At 64.8% G+C, this 17,646-nt stretch carries 15 protein-coding genes; 10 read left to right on the top strand and 5 right to left on the bottom strand.

The features are described from left to right. The first annotated feature begins 114 nt into the window (after window positions 1-114). The 7 genes from ACODS9_RS25010 to ACODS9_RS24980 all read left to right on the top strand — a co-directional run bounded on the left by ACODS9_RS25010 (window position 115) and on the right by ACODS9_RS24980 (window position 5,748). Window positions 115-1,107 (top strand): alpha/beta fold hydrolase, encoded by a 993-nt coding sequence (locus ACODS9_RS25010; protein WP_489095005.1) that lies wholly within the window; start codon window positions 115-117, stop codon window positions 1,105-1,107. Window positions 1,108-1,224: 117 nt separating this feature from the next. Next, window positions 1,225-1,716, top strand: a complete 492-nt coding sequence (gene rraA / locus ACODS9_RS25005; protein ID WP_489095004.1) for a ribonuclease E activity regulator RraA — start codon at window positions 1,225-1,227, stop codon at window positions 1,714-1,716. Window positions 1,717-1,741: 25 nt separating this feature from the next. After that, the gene (locus tag ACODS9_RS25000; RefSeq protein WP_489095003.1) at window positions 1,742-2,737 is read left to right on the top strand and encodes a zinc transporter ZntB; all 996 of its coding nucleotides are present in this window, start codon (window positions 1,742-1,744) and stop codon (window positions 2,735-2,737) included. Between the two features lie 89 nt (window positions 2,738-2,826). Beyond that, window positions 2,827-3,090, top strand: coding sequence for a hypothetical protein (locus ACODS9_RS24995; RefSeq protein WP_038706516.1), 264 nt, complete (start codon window positions 2,827-2,829; stop codon window positions 3,088-3,090). 2 nt (window positions 3,091-3,092) lie between these two features. After that, window positions 3,093-3,917, top strand: coding sequence for a mechanosensitive ion channel family protein (locus ACODS9_RS24990; protein ID WP_023632140.1), 825 nt, complete (start codon window positions 3,093-3,095; stop codon window positions 3,915-3,917). 113 nt (window positions 3,918-4,030) lie between these two features. Beyond that, complete coding sequence (gene sigX, locus ACODS9_RS24985; RefSeq protein ID WP_046854750.1) at window positions 4,031-4,597, top strand: RNA polymerase sigma factor SigX; 567 nt, start codon at window positions 4,031-4,033, stop codon at window positions 4,595-4,597. A 110-nt stretch (window positions 4,598-4,707) separates the two neighbouring features. Further along, window positions 4,708-5,748 carry an OmpA family protein gene (locus ACODS9_RS24980; RefSeq protein WP_046854751.1) on the top strand — a complete coding sequence of 347 codons (1,041 nt, stop codon included), beginning with the start codon at window positions 4,708-4,710 and terminating at the stop codon, window positions 5,746-5,748. A 92-nt stretch (window positions 5,749-5,840) separates the two neighbouring features. Here ACODS9_RS24980 and ACODS9_RS24975 read toward each other — a convergent pair whose 3' ends face one another. The 4 genes from ACODS9_RS24975 to ACODS9_RS24960 form a co-directional block, all read right to left on the bottom strand. After that, on the bottom strand, window positions 5,841-7,511 hold the full coding sequence (locus ACODS9_RS24975; RefSeq protein WP_489095002.1) for a bifunctional protein-serine/threonine kinase/phosphatase: 1,671 nt from the start codon (window positions 7,509-7,511) through the stop codon (window positions 5,841-5,843). 9 nt (window positions 7,512-7,520) lie between these two features. Next, the gene (locus ACODS9_RS24970) at window positions 7,521-8,732 is read right to left on the bottom strand and encodes a nitrate/nitrite transporter (RefSeq protein ID WP_401112330.1); all 1,212 of its coding nucleotides are present in this window, start codon (window positions 8,730-8,732) and stop codon (window positions 7,521-7,523) included. 160 nt (window positions 8,733-8,892) lie between these two features. Further along, the gene (locus ACODS9_RS24965) at window positions 8,893-9,468 is read right to left on the bottom strand and encodes an ANTAR domain-containing response regulator (protein ID WP_023631803.1); all 576 of its coding nucleotides are present in this window, start codon (window positions 9,466-9,468) and stop codon (window positions 8,893-8,895) included. 10 nt (window positions 9,469-9,478) lie between these two features. Beyond that, entirely contained in the window at window positions 9,479-10,693 is a 1,215-nt protein-coding gene (locus ACODS9_RS24960; RefSeq protein ID WP_489095001.1) for a CmpA/NrtA family ABC transporter substrate-binding protein, read from the bottom strand. A 126-nt stretch (window positions 10,694-10,819) separates the two neighbouring features. On the opposite strand from ACODS9_RS24960, the gene ACODS9_RS24955 reads away from it, so the two are divergent. Beyond that, window positions 10,820-11,845: a quinone-dependent dihydroorotate dehydrogenase gene (locus ACODS9_RS24955; RefSeq protein WP_401112325.1), complete on the top strand. Its 1,026-nt coding sequence runs from the start codon at window positions 10,820-10,822 to the stop codon at window positions 11,843-11,845. Between the two features lie 135 nt (window positions 11,846-11,980). Here ACODS9_RS24955 and rmf read toward each other — a convergent pair whose 3' ends face one another. Then, a complete protein-coding gene (rmf, locus tag ACODS9_RS24950; RefSeq protein WP_003248687.1) occupies window positions 11,981-12,196 on the bottom strand; it encodes a ribosome modulation factor in 216 nt (71 codons plus the stop codon). 550 nt (window positions 12,197-12,746) lie between these two features. On the opposite strand from rmf, the gene rlmKL reads away from it, so the two are divergent. Next, window positions 12,747-14,945, top strand: a complete 2,199-nt coding sequence (gene rlmKL / locus ACODS9_RS24945) for a bifunctional 23S rRNA (guanine(2069)-N(7))-methyltransferase RlmK/23S rRNA (guanine(2445)-N(2))-methyltransferase RlmL (protein WP_489095000.1) — start codon at window positions 12,747-12,749, stop codon at window positions 14,943-14,945. Between the two features lie 95 nt (window positions 14,946-15,040). After that, window positions 15,041-17,440, top strand: a complete 2,400-nt coding sequence (locus ACODS9_RS24940; RefSeq protein WP_489094999.1) for a sensor domain-containing diguanylate cyclase — start codon at window positions 15,041-15,043, stop codon at window positions 17,438-17,440. The last annotated feature ends 206 nt before the right edge of the window (window positions 17,441-17,646 follow it).

Genomic DNA, 17,646 nt, shown 5'->3' with positions numbered 1-17,646 from the left:
CCTGCGATGGCGTCAGCGAAGACACCTCTGTAGTCTGCTCTGATGCCATCGCGGGGCAAGTCGCATCGGCGCACCGCCGCTCCCACGTTTCATGTCCACTGAATTTGTGAAGCCATGCAAAGCAGCAGCACCCAATTTCCCGTCGCGTTGCTCAGTGCCGAGCGCCGCGGCGACCTCAGCGAAGACGTCTACCGGATCAAGGCCGGCAACAGCCCGGATGCGAGCGTAGAGCTGGCCGTCACCCGCCTGGGCCTGGCCGATCAGGACCGCGTCCAGGGCATGCCGGTCATTCTCCTGCACGGCAGCTTCTCCAACCGGCGCTTCTGGTATTCGCCCAAGGGCATCGGCCTGGGCGCATACCTGGCCCGCGCCGGTTTCGATGTGTGGATCCCGGAGATGCGCGGCCACGGCCTGTCGCCGCGCAACCGCGACTGGCGGCAGAACCGCGTGGCCGACTATGCGCGCTACGACCTGCCGGTGATCGGTGCCTTCGTACATGAAAAAGCCGGGCAGGTACCGAGCTGGATCGGCCACTCGCTGGGCGGCACCACCTTGGCGGCGGCGCTGGGCAGCGGCTATCTCGACACCGGCCTGGTGGCCAGTGCGGCGTTGTTTGGCACCCAGGTCAGCCGGGTTTACTGGCCGTTAAAAGTGCCACCGGTGGAGTGGGGCGCGCGCATGCTGCTCAAGCGTTTTGCGCAGATTTCCGGTTCGCGCCTCAAGCGGGGCCCGGAAGACGAACCCATCGGCCTGGCCCTGGAGAGCCTGCGCTGGAATGGTCTGTTCGGCCGCTTCGGCGACAAGGAGAAGGACTGGTGGTCGGGGCTGGCCGAAGTCGAGGTGCCACTGCTGGCGGTGGCCGGAGCCGGTGATTTCCAGGATCCGGTGTGGGCCTGCCGCAAACTGTTCGAGCAGTTTGGCGGTGATGCCAGACAGTTCCTGCGCCTGGGCCGCGAGCAGGGCTTCGAGGCCTTCGGGCATGTCGACATGCTGGTCAGCAAGGCGGCGCAGACCCAGGTGTGGCCGTTGGTGGAGCGCTGGCTGCGCGACCCCCTGGTAGCGGTGCATGCCTCGACGGTGGTGATGGAGCCTGTGGCTGCCAGTTGAAACATCGGCCGGTGCGGCGATGGTTCAACTGACTGCTCGGTCCCGGATGACTGCCGGCCCTTCCAAGGTGTAGCCTTGGCCGACACCCGCTTTCGTTGTGACTGACAGGAGTTTCCCATGCAGCATTACGTAACGCCCGACCTGTGCGACGCCTATCCGGACCTGGTCCAGGTGCTCGAACCCATGTTCAGCAACTTTGGCGGCCACGACTCGTTCGGCGGCCAGATCGTCACCATCAAGTGCTTCGAAGACAACTCCCTGGTCAAGGAGCAGGTCGAGCTCGATGGTAAGGGCAAGGTCCTGGTGGTCGATGGCGGTGGCTCGCTGCGCCGGGCGCTGCTGGGCGACATGCTTGCCGAGAAGGCCGCGAAGAATGGCTGGGAAGGCCTGCTGATCTACGGCTGCGTGCGTGACGTGGACGTGCTGGCGCAGACCGATGTCGGTATCCAGGCCCTGGCCAGCCACCCGGTGAAGACCGACAAGCGCGGCATTGGCGACCTCAACGTCGCGGTGACCTTTGCCGGCGTGACCTTCCGCCCGGGCGAATACGTGTACGCCGACAACAACGGCGTGCTGGTCTCGCCAAGCCCGCTGAAGATGCCCGAGTGATCCGCCGCACACCCATGGAGCTTTGATGTTCGAGGAAGACAACGCGCAATGGGGCCTGGTGCATGCCCTGGTGCTCGATGGCAAGGGTGGCGCGCGTTCGATCGCCCGCACCGAGCTGGACGACCTGCAGTTGCAGCCCCAGGAGAGCCTGTGGCTGCACTGGGACCGCAGTCATCCGCAGACCCGCACCTGGTTGCTGCACGACAGCGGTCTGAGCGAGTTCGCCTGCGACCTGTTGCTTGAGGAGAACACCCGCCCGCGCCTGTTGCAGATGGCCGGCGAGCAGATGCTGCTGTTCCTGCGCGGGGTCAACCTCAACCCGGGTGCCGAACCCGAGGACATGGTCTCGGTGCGTATCTTCGCCGAAGCGCGGCGGGTTATCTCGCTGCGTTTGCGGCCGCTGCGCGCCAGCGACGAGGTGCTCCAGCAACTGGACGAGGGCAGGGGGCCGAAAACGGCCTCCGAACTGTTGTTGCTGATGGGTGAACTGCTGACCGAGAAGGTCCAGGCGCTGGTCAGCGACCTGTCCGAAGCGGTCGATCTGGAAGAGGAAAAGGCAGAATCCGACGAACGGTATGCCCCAGCCCAGGGCAGCCTGCAGCAGATCCGCCGTCGTGCCGCCGGTCTGCGCCGTTTCCTCGCCCCCCAGCGCGACATCTATGCCCAGCTTTCGCGCAATAAATGCAGCTGGTTCGTCGACGCCGACGGGGATTACTGGAACGAGCTGAACAACAGCCTGATCCGCTACCTCGAGGAGCTGGAACTGGCCCGCGAGCGAGCCGCCCTGGTGCTGGAAAGCGAGGATCGGCGCCGCAGCGAGCGGATGAACCGGACCATGTACCGGTTTGGCATCATCACCTGCATCTTCCTGCCCATGAGCTTTATCACCGGATTGCTGGGCATAAACGTCGGCGGTATTCCCGGGGCAGAAAACCCCTACGGCTTCGCGCTCGCCTGCACCGTGGTGCTGTTGCTGGCGGCGGGGCAGTGGTGGTTGTTCCGTCGACTGCGCTGGGTCTGAAATGAGGCATTTTGAAACATTCGTCCCAGTGGCAGGTGTGACCCATCGCTTGGCACCCACGTCTTTGACTGACATTGCGCGAGGTGCCCATGCACGATCCGTTTGAAGAATCCCTGCGCGACCTGCTCAAGGCGTCGCCGTCCGGCCAGGACCGTGACGACGCCGCGTGCCTGGGTCGCGTGCTCAAGACCGCCAACCGCCAGGTCGGCGCGGGCGATCTGTTCAGCCTGCTTGGCCGCTGGAGCCAGGCGCTGCTGATCGCCGTGAACAATGGCTCGGCGCATGTCGCGCCGGTGCGCCGCAACTCTACCCGCAACCCTGCCGCAGGCAGCCCTGCAGATAAGGCCGATTGAATATGGAACTCGATCTCTGGACCCAGAGCCTGGTCACCGCCATGACTGCCCTTTGGACCAAGGTGGCGAACTTCATCCCCAACCTGTTCGGCGCGCTGGTCGTGGTGCTGCTCGGTTTCGTCGTGGCCAAGCTGCTCGACACCTTGCTGTCGAAGGTGCTGGCCAAGTTCGGCCTGGACCGCCTGATGAGCGGTACCGGCCTGACCAAGATGCTCGCCCGGATCGGTATCCAGGTACCGATTTCGACGCTGATCGGCAAGATCGTCTATTGGTTCGTGCTGTTGATCTTCCTGGTTTCGGCGGCTGAATCGCTGGGCCTGGAGCGGGTCTCGGCGACCCTGGACATGCTGGCGCTGTACTTGCCCAAGGTATTCGGCGCGGCGCTGGTGATGCTGGCCGGCGTGCTGTTGGCGCAACTGGCCAACGGCCTTGTGCGCGGCGCCGCCGAGGGCATCGGCCTGGAATACGCCGCTGGCGTTGGGCGTATCGTCCAGGGCCTGGTGATCATCATCAGTATTTCGGTGGCCATCAGCCAGCTGGAGGTCAAGACCGACCTGCTCAACCACGTGATCGTCATCGGGCTGATTACCGTTGGTCTGGCAATTGCCCTGGCGATGGGCCTGGGCAGCCGTGAAATTGCCGGGCAGATCCTGGCCGGCATCTATGTGCGTGAGCTCTATCAGGTCGGCCAGCACGTGCGCATTGGCGAGGTCGAAGGGCACATCGAGGAGATCGGCACGGTCAAGACGACCCTGCTGACCGATGATGGCGAACTGGTGTCGTTGTCTAATCGCGAGCTGCTCGAGCAGCGCGTGAATAGCCGCTAACCGAACAAAAGCTGTTAATGTATGCCGCCGCAAAAATCGGCCCACGGGGCCGAGCGGCGACATTGACCTGACTGTCGGCCAGATCCGTTTTGAATAAAGTTCATTCGCCGCCCATGCGCTATGACCCCCGCGAGCTCACCGACGAGGAGTTGGTGGCGCGTTCGCATGAGGAGCTGTTTCATGTCACCCGCGCCTATGAGGAACTCATGCGGCGCTACCAGCGCACGCTGTTCAACGTCTGTGCGCGCTACCTGGGGAACGATCGGGATGCCGACGATGTCTGTCAGGAGGTGATGCTCAAGGTGCTCTACGGGTTGAAGAACTTCGAGGGCAAGTCCAAGTTCAAGACCTGGCTCTACAGCATCACCTACAACGAATGCATCACCCAGTACCGCAAGGAGCGTCGCAAGCGCCGGCTGATGGATGCGCTGAGCCTGGACCCTGTCGAAGAGGCGTCCGAGGACAAGGCACCGAAGCCGGAAGAAAAAGGCGGGCTGGATAAATGGCTGGTACATGTGAACCCGATCGATCGGGAAATCCTGGTGCTGCGATTTGTCGCGGAGCTGGAATTCCAGGAGATCGCCGACATCATGCACATGGGCCTGAGCGCCACGAAAATGCGCTACAAGCGTGCGCTCGACAAGCTTAGAGAGAAATTTGCAGGCGTGGCTGAAACTTAGTGGCCTGCAAATACCTCTAACCAACCGGCAAGTTCTGCTAGACTTGCCGTCGAGTTGTCCCCCGGATTTTGGTGGGACTGCTTAACTATCACCAGATGGGGATTTAACGGATGAAATTGAAAAACACCTTGGGCTTGGCCATTGGCTCCCTCGTAGCCGTGACTTCGCTCGGCGCTCTGGCTCAAGGCCAAGGCGCGGTCGAAATCGAAGGTAACGTTACCAAGCAGTTCTACGACAGCGAACGTAACTTCAAGAACACCGGCACCAATCCAGGTGTTCGCCTCGGCTACTTCCTGACCGACGACGTCTCCCTGGACCTGGGCTACAACGAGACCCACAACGCTCGTGGTGAAGTCTTCAACAAAGACATCAAAGGCTCCAAGACCAAGCTCGACGCTACCTACCACTTCGGTACCGTTGGCGACGCACTGCGTCCGTACGTTTCCGCCGGTTTCGCTCACGAGAGCCTGGGCCAGGCCACTCGTAGCGGCCGTGACCACTCCACCTTCGCCAACGTTGGCGCTGGCGCCAAGTGGTACATCACCGACATGTTCTTCGCCCGTGCCGGCGTCGAAGCCATGTACAACATCGACAACGGCAACACCGAGTGGGGTCCGACCGTTGGTCTGGGTCTGAACTTCGGTGGCAGCGGTGGCCAGAAAGCCGCTCCTGCGCCTGCTCCAGTTGCCGAAGTCTGCTCCGACAGCGACAACGATGGCGTCTGCGACAACGTCGACAAGTGCCCTGACACCCCAGCCAACGTTACCGTTGACGCTGATGGCTGCCCGGCTGTTGCCGAAGTCGTTCGCGTTGAGCTGGACGTCAAGTTCGACTTCGACAAGTCGGTCGTCAAGCCAAACAGCTACGGCGACATCAAGAACCTGGCTGACTTCATGAAGCAGTACCCACAGACCACCACCACCGTGGAAGGTCACACTGACTCCGTCGGCCCAGACGCTTACAACCAGAAGCTGTCCGAGCGTCGTGCCAGCGCTGTCAAGCAGGTCCTGACCCAGCAGTACGGTGTTGAATCGAGCCGTGTTGACTCGGTTGGCTACGGTGAGACCCGTCCGGTCGCCGACAACGCCACCGAAGCTGGCCGCGCCGTCAACCGTCGCGTAGAAGCTCAGGTAGAAGCCCAGGCCAAGTAATTGGTTTGACGCTTCATGAAAAACCCGGCCTCGGCCGGGTTTTTCTTTGTCCGCGATTTTCCAGGGGCGATGGGGCGTGGATGGTCGCGTGCTCAGTGCTTGAGCAGAACCAGCAACAGCACCATGTTCAACAGCAGCGATAGCAAGCCAATCGTGCGCCATACCTTCAGTGGCTCACGCTCAAGCAGCGGCCGTGGCCGCTCGTCCAGTTCCTGGCGATCCCCCCGCTCCAGCAACAGCAACCACTGTTCGGCGGTCTCGAAGCGCTGCGCCGGATCTGCCACCACCGCCTGCAACAGGTTGTGCTGCAGCCACTCCGGCACATCCGGGCGGTAGCGCGCCGGGTTCACTGGCGTACCGAAGCGTGGCCGTTGGAACGCCTCGACTTCGCCGTAGGGGTAGTGGCCGGTGAGCAGCTGGTAAAGCGTCACGCCCACGGCATAGAGGTCCTGACGCGGCGCAGGGGGCAGGCCGTCGTAGGCTTCCGGGGCAAGGAACGAAGGCGTGCCCGGCAAGGCGTGGGGCGGGTCCTCGGAAAGCCCTGGGCAGTATGCCAGCCCGAAGTCCAGCAGGCGCAACTGGCCATCTTCGCCCAAGTGCAGGTTTTCCGGCTTGATGTCACGGTGCAGCAGGTTGCGTCGATGCAGCGCGCCGACAGCCTGCAGCAGCTGGCGCGCCATTTCCAGCCATTGCGCCAGGGGCAGTGGGCCGCTCGCCACGAGCAGGCTGGCGAGGGTCGTGCCCGGGTATTCGCGCATCAGGTAGTACAGGTGCTGGCGCTGGCTGGCCGGGTGCACTTCAGGGAAGTGGCGGCCGGCGACCCGGCGCAGGAACCACTCTTCCATGAGCAAGGTCTGGGCGGCCCCGGGCTCGTTATCGCGGGTCGGGGGCAGTGTCTTGAGCAACCAGGGCCGGCCTTGCGGATCACGCGTGCGGTAAAGCAGCGCTTGCCTGCTCTGGGCGAGCAAACCGTCGACCTGCCAGCCATCGATCATCTGGCCTGCACGCAAAGCGGCTGGCAGCGGCCACTGCTTGAGCTGCGCCAGGGTGTCGCCCAGGTTGCTCGCGCCCAGTTGGTCGACTCGTACCAGCAAGGCGCTGGCATTGTCCTGGCTGCCGCAATGGTGGGCGCTGGCCACTAGGGTATCGGCGGCTTCCTGCAGGTCGCGGTGTTCGCGCAGGATCGACTGGATATGCGCATCGCCCAGGCTGGCCCACACGCCGTCGCTGAGCAGCACGAAGCACTCGCCTTCGTGCAGATCGCCTTCCAGATAATCCACCAGCAACTGTTGGTCCAGCCCCAGCGCGCGCTTGAGCACGTGCTGCATGCCGGGCTGGTCCCACACATGGTCTTCACTCAGGCATTGCAGCTGCTCGTCCTGCCAGCGGTACACCCGGCAGTCGCCGACGTGGGCGAGGGTGAAGCGTCGCCCGCGCAGCACCAGGGCGCTGAGGGTGGTGAGCAGCGGCTGGCCGTTGCCTTGGGCGCGCAGCCAGCGGTTCTGCGCCACCAGCAGACGGTCCAGGGCCTGGGCCACGCTCCAGGTGGCGGGCGTGGCGTAGTAGTCCAGGGCCAGGGCCTGCAAGCTCGCGCGCGCTGCCAGGCCACCGTCGGCGCACTGGCTGACGCCGTCGGCCAGCGCGCACAGATAGCCCTTGCTGGCCGCGAGTTCCGGTACCGGGGTGACCAGGCGCAGGGCATCCTGGTTTTCCGTGCGCGGGCCTGTGGCGCTGGCCTGGGCGAAGCTCAGTAGCAGGCTCATGGCGGCGCCTCAGACCCGCGCTGCGGTGACTGCGGCCGAGCCCCAGGTGGTGCGCCAGCGCTGCTTGACGCCATGCAGGCCGAACCAGGCCAGCAGGCCGAGGCTGGCGAACAGCCACAGGCCGAGCTGGTAATCGCCGGTGTGCTGCTTGATGGTGCCAAGGCCCGCAGCGAGGAGGAAGCCGCCGATGCCGCCGGCCATGCCGATCAGCCCGGTCATCACGCCGATCTCCTGGCGGAAGCGCTGCGGCACCAGCTGGAACACCGCGCCATTGCCCGCACCAAGCCCGAGCATGGCGCTGACGAACAGCGCCAGGGCCGCCGCCGCGCTGGGCAGGTTGAAGCCCACCGCGGCGATGCACACGGCGGCCACGCTGTACATCGCCAGCAGGGTGCGGATGCCACCGAAGCGATCGGCCAGGGCGCCGCCGAGCGGGCGCATGAGGCTGCCAGCGAACACACAGGCGGCGGTGTAATAGCCGGCGGTCACCGGGCTCAGGCCGTACTGGTCGCTGAAATAGCCAGGCAGGGCGCTGGCCAGGCCGATGAAGCCGCCGAAGGTGACACTGTAGAAGAACATGAACCACCAGCTGTCGCGGTCGCCGAGGGCCTTGAGGTAGTCGGCCATGGCCTTGGGCTTGGGCCGTTGCGGGGCATTGCGGGCCAGCCAGGCGAACAGCACCAGGGTCAGCAGCAGCGGCAGCAGGGCAAAGCCGAACACATTGTTCCAGCCAAAGGCGGCGGCCAGCGCTGGCGCCAGCAGCGCGGCGAACACCGTGCCGGAGTTGCCGGCACCGGCGATGCCCATGGCCTTGCCCTGGTGCTGCGGCGGGTACCACTGCGAGGCCAGCGGCAGAGACACGGCGAACGAGGCCCCGGCAAAACCCAGGAACACCCCCAGCAGCAAGGCGTGTTCGTAGCTTCGCACGCCCAGCTGCCAGGCACAGGCCAGGGCGACGATCACCACCACCTGGCCGATCAGCCCGGCGGTCTTGGGCGACAGGCGATCGACCAACACGCCCATGGCAAAGCGCAGCAACGCGCCGGCCAGGATCGGCGTGGCCACCATCAGGCCACGTTGCTGTGCGGTCAGTTGCAGGTCGGCGGCAATCTGCACCGCCATCGGGCCGAGCAGGTACCAGACCATGAAACTCAGGTCGAAATACAAGAAGGCGGCGAACAGGGTGGGCACATGCCCGGATTTCCAGAAGCTCGTATTCATCGGACACCTCGTGGGGCGCACAACACAGGGCGGAAACGAAAAGACGCCGCTGCCCGGTCCACGGATGAGTGGCGGGGAGCGACGTCTTTGTCGGGGTCTGGGGGGCAACCGCCGTTGGCTACCCGGGGTTGCATGAGCAAGAGGCGGGCCAAGGTCTTGCCTAGCCCAGCAGCTCCGACATGGCGATGATCTGTTCCGCTACCTGGATCAGCTTCTGCTGGCGGCTCATGGCCTGGCGGCGCATCAGGGTGTAGGCCGCCTCCTCGTTGCAGTCCTTCATTTTCATCAGCAGGCCCTTGGCTTGTTCGATGCGCTTGCGCTCGGCCAGTTGCTGGTCGCGGGCCAGCAATTGCGCCTTCAGCGCCTGGTCGCTCTCGAAGCGGGCCATGGCCACGTCGAGGATCGGCTGCAGGCGCGTGGCCTGGATCCCCTCGACGATGTACGCGCTGACCCCAGCCTGGATCGCCTGGCGCATCACGTCGGGGTCGTGCTCGTCGGTGAACAGCACGATCGGGCGGGGGCGATCACGGCTGACCAGCACCACCTGCTCCATCACATCGCGGCCAGGTGACTCGGTATCGATCAGCACCACGTCCGGGTGCACCGTTTCGACACAGGCGGGCAGGTCGATGCTCAGGTTACCGGCCTCGATCACTTCGAAGCCGGCCTCGATCAGGGCCGCCTTGAGACGACCGACTTTCTTTTCGGTGTCGTCGATCAGCAGGATACGCAGCATGTTCGCCCCCTCAGTGACTGGCGCGGGCATCAGGCGCCGCGTCCAGGGCGTGCAGGGGGAAGCTGCGCGCATAGCCATGCGGGTCGCTGCCATCCCAGCGGCGGCGGTCGAGCAGCAGGCTGCTGCGCATGGGTGGGTCGGCGCAGGGCACGCCCAGTGCCGAGGCGGCCTCGCGGTAAAGGGCCAGCTGTTGCACCTGGCGGGCGACCCCGAGGTAGTCCGGGTCGTCACGCAGCAGGCCCCAGCGGCGGAACTGGGTCATGAACCACATGCCGTCGGACAGGTAGGGCAGGTTGGCCCGGCCTTGGTCGAACAGGCGCAGGCCATGGGGGTCGTGCCAGCGATGGCCGAGGCCATCCTGGTAGTCGCCGAGCAGGCGCGGCTCGATGCTGTCGACGGGGGTGTCAAGGTAGGCGCTGCCGCTGAGCAGTTGCGCGGTACTGCGGCGGTTCTCCTGGCTCTGCTCGATGAAGCGCGCGGCGGCGAGTACCGACTGGACCAGTGCCCGGGCGCTGTTGGGGTACTGTTCGACGAAACCGCGGGCGCAGGCCAGGACCTTTTCCGGGTGATCGGGCCAGATCGACTGGCTGGTGGCCAGGGTGAAGCCCTGGCCCTTGGCGAGCGCGTCCGCCGACCAGGGTTCGCCGACGCAGAAGCCGTCGATGCGCCCGGCCTGCAGGTGGGCGGCCATCTGCGCCGGGGGCACCACCATGCTGCTGACGTCACGCAATGGGTGGATACCCTGGCTGGCCAGCCAGTAGTAAAGCCACAGGGCATGGGTGCCGGTGGGAAAGGTCTGGGCGAAGGTCAGCCGTGCGCCTTGCTGGTGCACCAGCCGCGCCAGTGCCTCGGGGTTGGTCACGCCCTTGCGCTGCAGCGCGGGGGAGAGGTTGATGGCCTGGGCGTTCTGGTTCAGGCCCATAAGCACGGCCAGGGGGCTGGCGGGCACGCCGCCGATACCGAGGTGCACCGCGTACACCAGGCCATAGAGGCAGTGGGCAGCGTCGAGTTCGCCGCTGACCAGCTTGTCGCGCAGCCCGGCCCAGGAGGCCTGCCGGCGCAGGTTGAGGGTCAGGCCAAATGGCTGGGCGAAGCCCTGGGTGGCGGCGACTACTACCGAGGCGCAGTCGGTGAGGGCCATGAAACCGATGTCCAGGCTGGGTTTTTCCGGCGCGTCGCTGCCGTTGACCCAGGCCAGGGGCGTTGTCGGGAGGGCTGTGTTCACGGAGTTCCTCGGGTGTTCGCAAAGGGCTGCATACCACTGACATAGCAACCCATGTGCCATGGCCCTGTCGCCCCGGCGGCGCGCTGGCTATAATCGCCCCCTCACACACCGCGAGTCCGCCCGCCCATGTATACCCTGGCCCGCCAGCTGCTGTTCAAGCTCTCCCCGGAAACCTCCCACGACCTCTCGCTGGACCTGATCGGCGCCGGTGGCCGCCTCGGGCTCAACGGTCTGCTGTGCAAGCAGCCAGCGGCGTTGCCGGTGACGGTGATGGGCTTGAACTTCGCCAACCCGGTCGGCCTGGCCGCAGGCCTGGACAAGAATGGCGCGGCCATCGACGGTTTCGCCCAGCTGGGCTTCGGCTTTGTCGAGATCGGCACCGTGACGCCGCGCCCGCAGCCGGGCAACCCCAAGCCACGGCTGTTCCGCCTGCCTGAAGCCACGGCCATCATCAACCGCATGGGCTTCAACAACCTGGGTGTCGACCACTTGCTGGCACGTGTGCGCGCCTCGAAGTACACCGGGGTACTGGGCATCAACATCGGCAAGAACTTCGACACCCCGGTCGAGCGGGCCCAGGACGACTACCTGATCTGCCTGGAAAAGGTCTACAACGATGCCAGCTACATCACCGTCAACGTCAGCTCGCCGAATACCCCGGGCCTGCGTTCACTGCAGTTCGGCGACTCGCTCAAGCAACTGCTCGATGCCCTGGCCGAGCGCCGCGAACAGCTGGCCACGGCCAACGGCAAGCGCGTGCCATTGGCGATCAAGATCGCACCGGACATGAGCGACGAAGAGACCGCGCTGGTGGCCGCGGCGCTGCGCGAGTCGGGCATGGATGCGGTGATCGCCACCAATACCACCCTGGGCCGCGAAGGTGTCGAAGGTCTGCCGTTCGGTGGCGAGGCGGGTGGCCTGTCGGGTGCCCCGGTGCTGCAAAAGAGCACGCACACGGTGAAGGTGCTGGCGGGCGAGCTGGGCGGCAAGCTGCCGATCATCGCCGCTGGCGGCATTACCGAGGGGCGTCACGCGGCTGAGAAGATCGCCGCTGGGGCTAGCCTGGTGCAAATCTACTCGGGCTTCATCTACAAAGGCCCGGCGTTGATTCGTGAAGCAGTGGATGCAATTGCGGCGATGCCGCGCCAATGACTGAGTAAAAGCCCGCACCGGCAGCGATGGTTGAAAGATTCGAAGCATAAAAAAGGGGTCCCTCAAGGGACCCCCTGGGCCGCAGCCCGCCGCCCGGATAGGGCGCGCATGGTGACTCGAATTCAGTGTCCTCGTTCAGCCAACGGCGTGATTTTCGTTGAGTCTATGAATGCCAGCGGTGCCGGTCATGCCATCCCAGTTATCGCCGCGACCTTCGCGCCAGCCGTTGATCCAGGCTTGGCGTACAGAGGGTAGATTGAAGGGGCAAAGTTCGCGGGATTTGCCGGTGACTCCATACTGGTAGCCACGTGAATATGCTCTTTCCAACGGATCACGCTTAAGTCTTCTCATAGGGTGTTGCCCTCACTTGTTGACTGTAATGTCCCGTCGGCCTCTCCGAGGCCGGGCAGAATCGTTCTGCCGGTTTGCGCCCGCTGCCGGCGTCGCGGGCTGAAAGTGCCGCCCCGTTGCGGTGCGGCCTGAGATCAGTTCTAACGAATGCGAGTCACAGTGTGAATGATCGATTTGTCATAAGGACGTAACCTTTCCGAGGGTGAGGGGATAAGTAAATAAATGCGACTCAACCTTGTTTGCCGTTGAGCCCGCCATGATCAGGGTTTAGTCAACGTTGACGTCAATTGGCCAGCGTTGCTCGCTGATGACAGTAATAATTGGTAATGCGACGAAGGGTCACATCTGATCCCTGGGTCCACGAAATTTTCACACTGCCCGACGATCAAAGCCTATTTCGCCTCTGCGCGAGGCATTGGTCTGCCGGGCGGCCAGGTCTTGCGAAAGCTTCGCAAGGCCACCCGGGCGCCTGCTGGAAAGGTGCCCGGGCAAACAGCGGCAGCCGATGCGTCGGCTTGCCATCTACCTAGCCAAGGGCTCTGGATTGCACATGTCGGACCGTTTCGAACTTTATCTCACCTGCCCCAAGGGTCTTGAAGGCCTGCTCGCCGAGGAGGCCCGCCAATTGGGCCTGAGCGAGGTGCGTGAACACACCTCGGCCATTCGCGGCGACGCCGATATGGAAACCGCCTATCGCCTGTGCCTGTGGTCGCGCCTGGCCAACCGGGTGCTGCTGGTGCTCAAGCGTTTTTCCATGAAGAACGCCGATGACCTCTATGACGGTGTGCATGCCCTGGATTGGGCCGATCACCTGGCGGCCGACGGTACGCTGGCGGTGGAGTTCAGCGGCCATGGTTCGGGTATCGACAACACCCACTTCGGCGCCCTGAAAGTGAAGGACGCCATCGTCGACAAGCTGCGTAACCGCGAAGGCCTGCGCCCGTCGGTGGAGAAGGTCGACCCGGATGTGCGCGTACACCTGCGCCTGGACCGTGGCGAGGCCATCCTGTCCCTCGACCTGTCCGGCCACAGCCTGCACCAGCGCGGCTATCGCCTGCAGCAGGGCGCGGCGCCATTGAAGGAAAACCTGGCAGCGGCGGTGCTGATCCGCTCGGGCTGGCCACGCATTGCGGCCGAGGGCGGCGCCCTGGCTGACCCGATGTGCGGTGTGGGCACTTTCCTGGTCGAGGCGGCGATGATCGCCGCCGACATCGCCCCCAACCTCAAGCGCGAGCGCTGGGGCTTCACGGCCTGGCTCGGGCACGTACCGGCGCTGTGGCGCAAGCTGCACGACGAGGCCCAGGCCCGTGCCCAGGTGGGCCTGGCCAAGCCACCGCTGTGGATTCGTGGCTACGAGGCCGATCCGCGGCTGATCCAGCCGGGGCGCAACAACGTCGAGCGCGCAGGCCTGGGTGACTGGGTGAAGATCTACCAGGGCGAGGTGGCGAGCTTCGAGCCGCGTCCGGACCAGAACCAGAAGGGCCTGGTGATCAGCAACCCGCCCTATGGCGAGCGCCTGGGTGATGAAGCCAGCCTGCTGTACCTCTACCAGAACCTCGGCGAGCGCCTGCGCCAGGCGTGCATGGGCTGGGACGCGGCGGTGTTCACCGGTGCGCCGGAGCTGGGCAAGCGCATGGGCATCCGCAGCCACAAGCAATACGCTTTCTGGAACGGCGCATTGCCGTGCAAGCTGCTGCTGTTCAAGGTCCAGCCGGATCAGTTCGTCACCGGTGATCGTCGCCAGGCCCAGTCCGAGGCGGGCGAGAACGAGCCGCGCCGCCAGGCGCCGGTGGCCAGCGAGCCGGCGCGCCTGTCGGAAGGCGCGCAGATGTTCGCCAATCGCCTGCAGAAGAACTTCAAGCAGCTGGGCAAGTGGGCCCGTCGCGAGAAAGTCGATTGCTACCGCGTGTACGATGCCGACATGCCCGAGTACGCCCTGGCTGTCGACCTGTATCACGACTGGGTACACGTGCAGGAATACGCCGCGCCCCGTTCGATCGATCCGGACAAGGCCCAGGCGCGCCTGCTCGACGCGCTGAGTGCAATTCCCCAAGCCCTGGGCGTCGATCCGCAGCGTGTGGTGCTCAAGCGCCGGGAACGCCAGACCGGCACTCGCCAGTACGAACGCCAGGCCACCGAAGGACGCTTCCAGGAAGTCAGCGAAGGTGGCGTCAAGCTGCTGGTCAACCTCACCGACTACCTCGACACCGGCCTGTTCCTCGACCATCGCCCGATGCGCCTGCGTATCCAGCGCGAGGCGGCGGGCAAGCGCTTCCTCAACCTGTTCTGCTACACCGCCACGGCCAGCGTGCACGCAGCCAAGGGCGGCGCGCGCAGCACCACCAGCGTCGACCTGTCGAAGACCTACCTGGACTGGGCGCGGCGCAACCTGTCGCTCAACGGCTTCTCCGAGCGCAACCGCCTGGAGCAGGGCGATGTCATGGCCTGGCTGGAGAACGCCCAGGACAGCTACGACCTGATCTTCATCGACCCGCCGACCTTCTCCAACTCCAAGCGCATGGAAGGGGTGTTCGACGTGCAGCGCGACCATGTGCAGTTGCTCGACCTGGCCATGGCGCGCCTGGCACCGGGTGGTGTGCTGTACTTCTCCAACAACTTCCGCAAGTTCCAGCTCGACGAGCACCTGGCGACGCGGTATGCGGTGGAGGAAATCAGCGCCCAGACCCTGGACCCTGACTTCGCTCGCAACAACCGCATCCATCGCGCCTGGCAGCTGCGTTTGCGCTGAGCCGACGAGGTACATGGCGTGGCCACTGGCCAGCGGCTATAAAGCAGGACAGGGCGGGACAATACGCAGGACGCTGACGTTGCTGAGAGTCCTCTATGTCGAACCCAGGCGTACCTGCGAAGCCGCTTGGCCTGTTCGGTGACGAGCTGTCGGCCTGGGGCGTGGCCCTGGCGGCGCTGGTCGCCGGGGCGCTGCTCACGGCCGCGCTGGCCATTGCCACGCAGACCTTCTTCAAGCAGCAACTGCGCCAGCGCTTCGAGCTGCTGGCCAGTGAGCGCTACAGCCGCATCGCCGAACGTTTCGAGGAGCAGGAGCAGCGCCTGGACGGTCTGCGCCGCTTCTTCGCCTACTCCAGTGAAATCACACCCTACGAGTTCGATGGCTATGCCCGTCCATTGCTGCATCGCACCCAGGCCTATTCCTGGGCGCCGCGGGTAGCGTCCGGGCAGCGCGCGGCGTTCGAACAGCAGGCCAGCGCCTTGCTGGGGCAGCCTTACCAGATCCGTGACCTGGACGCCCAGGGGCGCTGGCAGGCGGCAGCGATGCGCGATCACTACTATCCGGTGCTGTACACCCAGGCGGCGAGCCGACAGGCCCAGCCCTACGGCTTCGACCTGGGCGGGCAAGCGCTGCGCGCCGCGACCCTGGCCCGGGCCTCGGGCCCTGGCAGCATGGCGGTGTCCGCGCCGCTGGACATGATCAATGTCGAGCCGGCCTACACCCGCGGCTTGCTGATGGTCGCCCCGGTGTTCTCCGATGATGCGCCGGCGAGCGAGTTGCCCCGAGGTTATGTGATGGCCTTGCTAAGCCTGCACCAGTTGATAGCCGAGAGCCTGCCGACCGTGGCCGACGACAACCTGGTGGTGCGTATCCTCGACCTGTCCACCGAGGGCGGCCACGAGGTGCTGTTCGACTCGGGCATGCCGCCGGCGCGCATGGGCCTTGCCAGCAGTCACCTGCTGCACCTGGCCGATCATCACTACCAGCTTGATATTCGCCCCAGCCTGGGCTTTCTCTTGGCCAACCGGTCATCTGCGGTGCCAGTCGTGGCATTGCTGGGTGGCCTGCTGAGCGTACTGCTGGCGCTGCTGCTCTACAGCCTGTTCAGCCAGCGTCAACGTGCCCTGGGCCTGGTAGCCCGGCGTACCGCCGAGTTGCGTGTCAGCGAGCAGTCGTTGCGCGAGACCCACAACCAGCTGCGCAGCGTGCTCGATGCCGCGACCCAGGTCGCGATCATCGCCACCAGCCTGCGCGGGGTGATCGGCACGTTCAATGCCGGCGCCGAACGCATGCTGGGTTATTCGGCCGGGGAAGCGCTGGGCCAGCTGCGGCTGGGGGACCTGGTGTTGCCCGAAGAGCTGCATCAGCGTGCCCATGCCTTGAGCGTGCGATTTGGTCGCGAGGTCGGCGCCGGCCAGGCGATGTTCGCCGAAACGGTGCAGGAGGGTGGCGCGCAGCCGGCGGACTGGACGCTGGTGCGCAAGGACGGCAGTCATCTGCTGGCCAAAATGCTGGTGACGGCGGTGCTGGATGAGCAGGGCTTGTGGGTGGGTTACCTGGCGATCTGCATCGATGTCACCGAGCGGCGGCGGGTCCACGAAGCCCTGGCGGCTCGCGACCGGCTGCTGGAAAAACTTAGCGCCGAGGTGCCTGGCGGGATCTACCAGTACCGCCTGGATGCCGATGGCCACTCCTGTTTTCCCTACGCCAGCCAAGGGCTGCACGACATCTACGAGGTGGACCTGGCGGTGCTGCGCGAGGATGCCACGGCGGTGTTCGAGCGTATTCACCCTGACGACCTGGAGCGGGTACGACGTTCGGTGCGGTATTCCGCCGAGCACCTTGCGCCGTGGCGCGAGGAGTATCGGGTGTGCCTGCCGCAAGCGGGGCTGCGCTGGGTGCGTGGGGAGGCTACGCCGGAGATCGGCGAGCACGGCAGCACGCTGTGGCATGGCTACCTGACGGACATCTCGGATCTCAAGCGGGTCGAGGAAGAGCTACGCGCATTGTCGGTGACCGACGCCCTGACCGGCATCTACAACCGACGCTATTTCCAGGAGCGGCTGCGCAATGAACTGGATCGGGCACAGCGCGAAGGTCTGGACCTGGCGGTGATCATGCTGGATATCGACCATTTCAAGCGTATCAACGATCAGTTCGGGCACGCGGTTGGGGATCATGTGTTGCGCAATCTTTGCCAGCGGATCGCGCATCGGCTGCGGCGCACCGATGTGTTCTGTCGCTTGGGCGGGGAGGAGTTCATGGTGCTGTGCCCCGGGAGCAATGCCGAGCAGGCGCGGATGCTGGCGCAGGAGTTGTGGCAGGGGGTGCGCAGTGTGCCAGTGGAGGGCGTTGGGCGGGTCACGGCGAGTTTCGGGGTGGCGGGGTGGCGGGCGGGGGAGGGGGCGGATGCGTTGTTGTTGCGGGCGGATGCTGGGGTATATGTGGCCAAGCAGGGGGGGAGGGATCGGGTTGAGGGGGAGTTGTTGTCTTGACATGGGTTTGATGTTCTTGTTGATTGGTGAGTATTATTTGGTGTTGGTTTTGAAGTTGTATGCGAATTTAGTTTATATTGCGTCGCGTCGGTGCATTGTCATCTTTTCAATTGATTAATCTTCAAGTTCTGCTCTTGCTCTTGCTCTTGCTCGGCGTTTTTCAAGGTGGTTGTCGCGTCTGACCTCTAAGTCATGCTGCTTGCTTA

This window comes from Pseudomonas sp. FG36 (assembly GCF_057809275.1).
The sequence above is the reverse complement of the archived record's forward strand: the minus strand, read 5'-3'. Positions and strand labels throughout refer to the sequence as shown.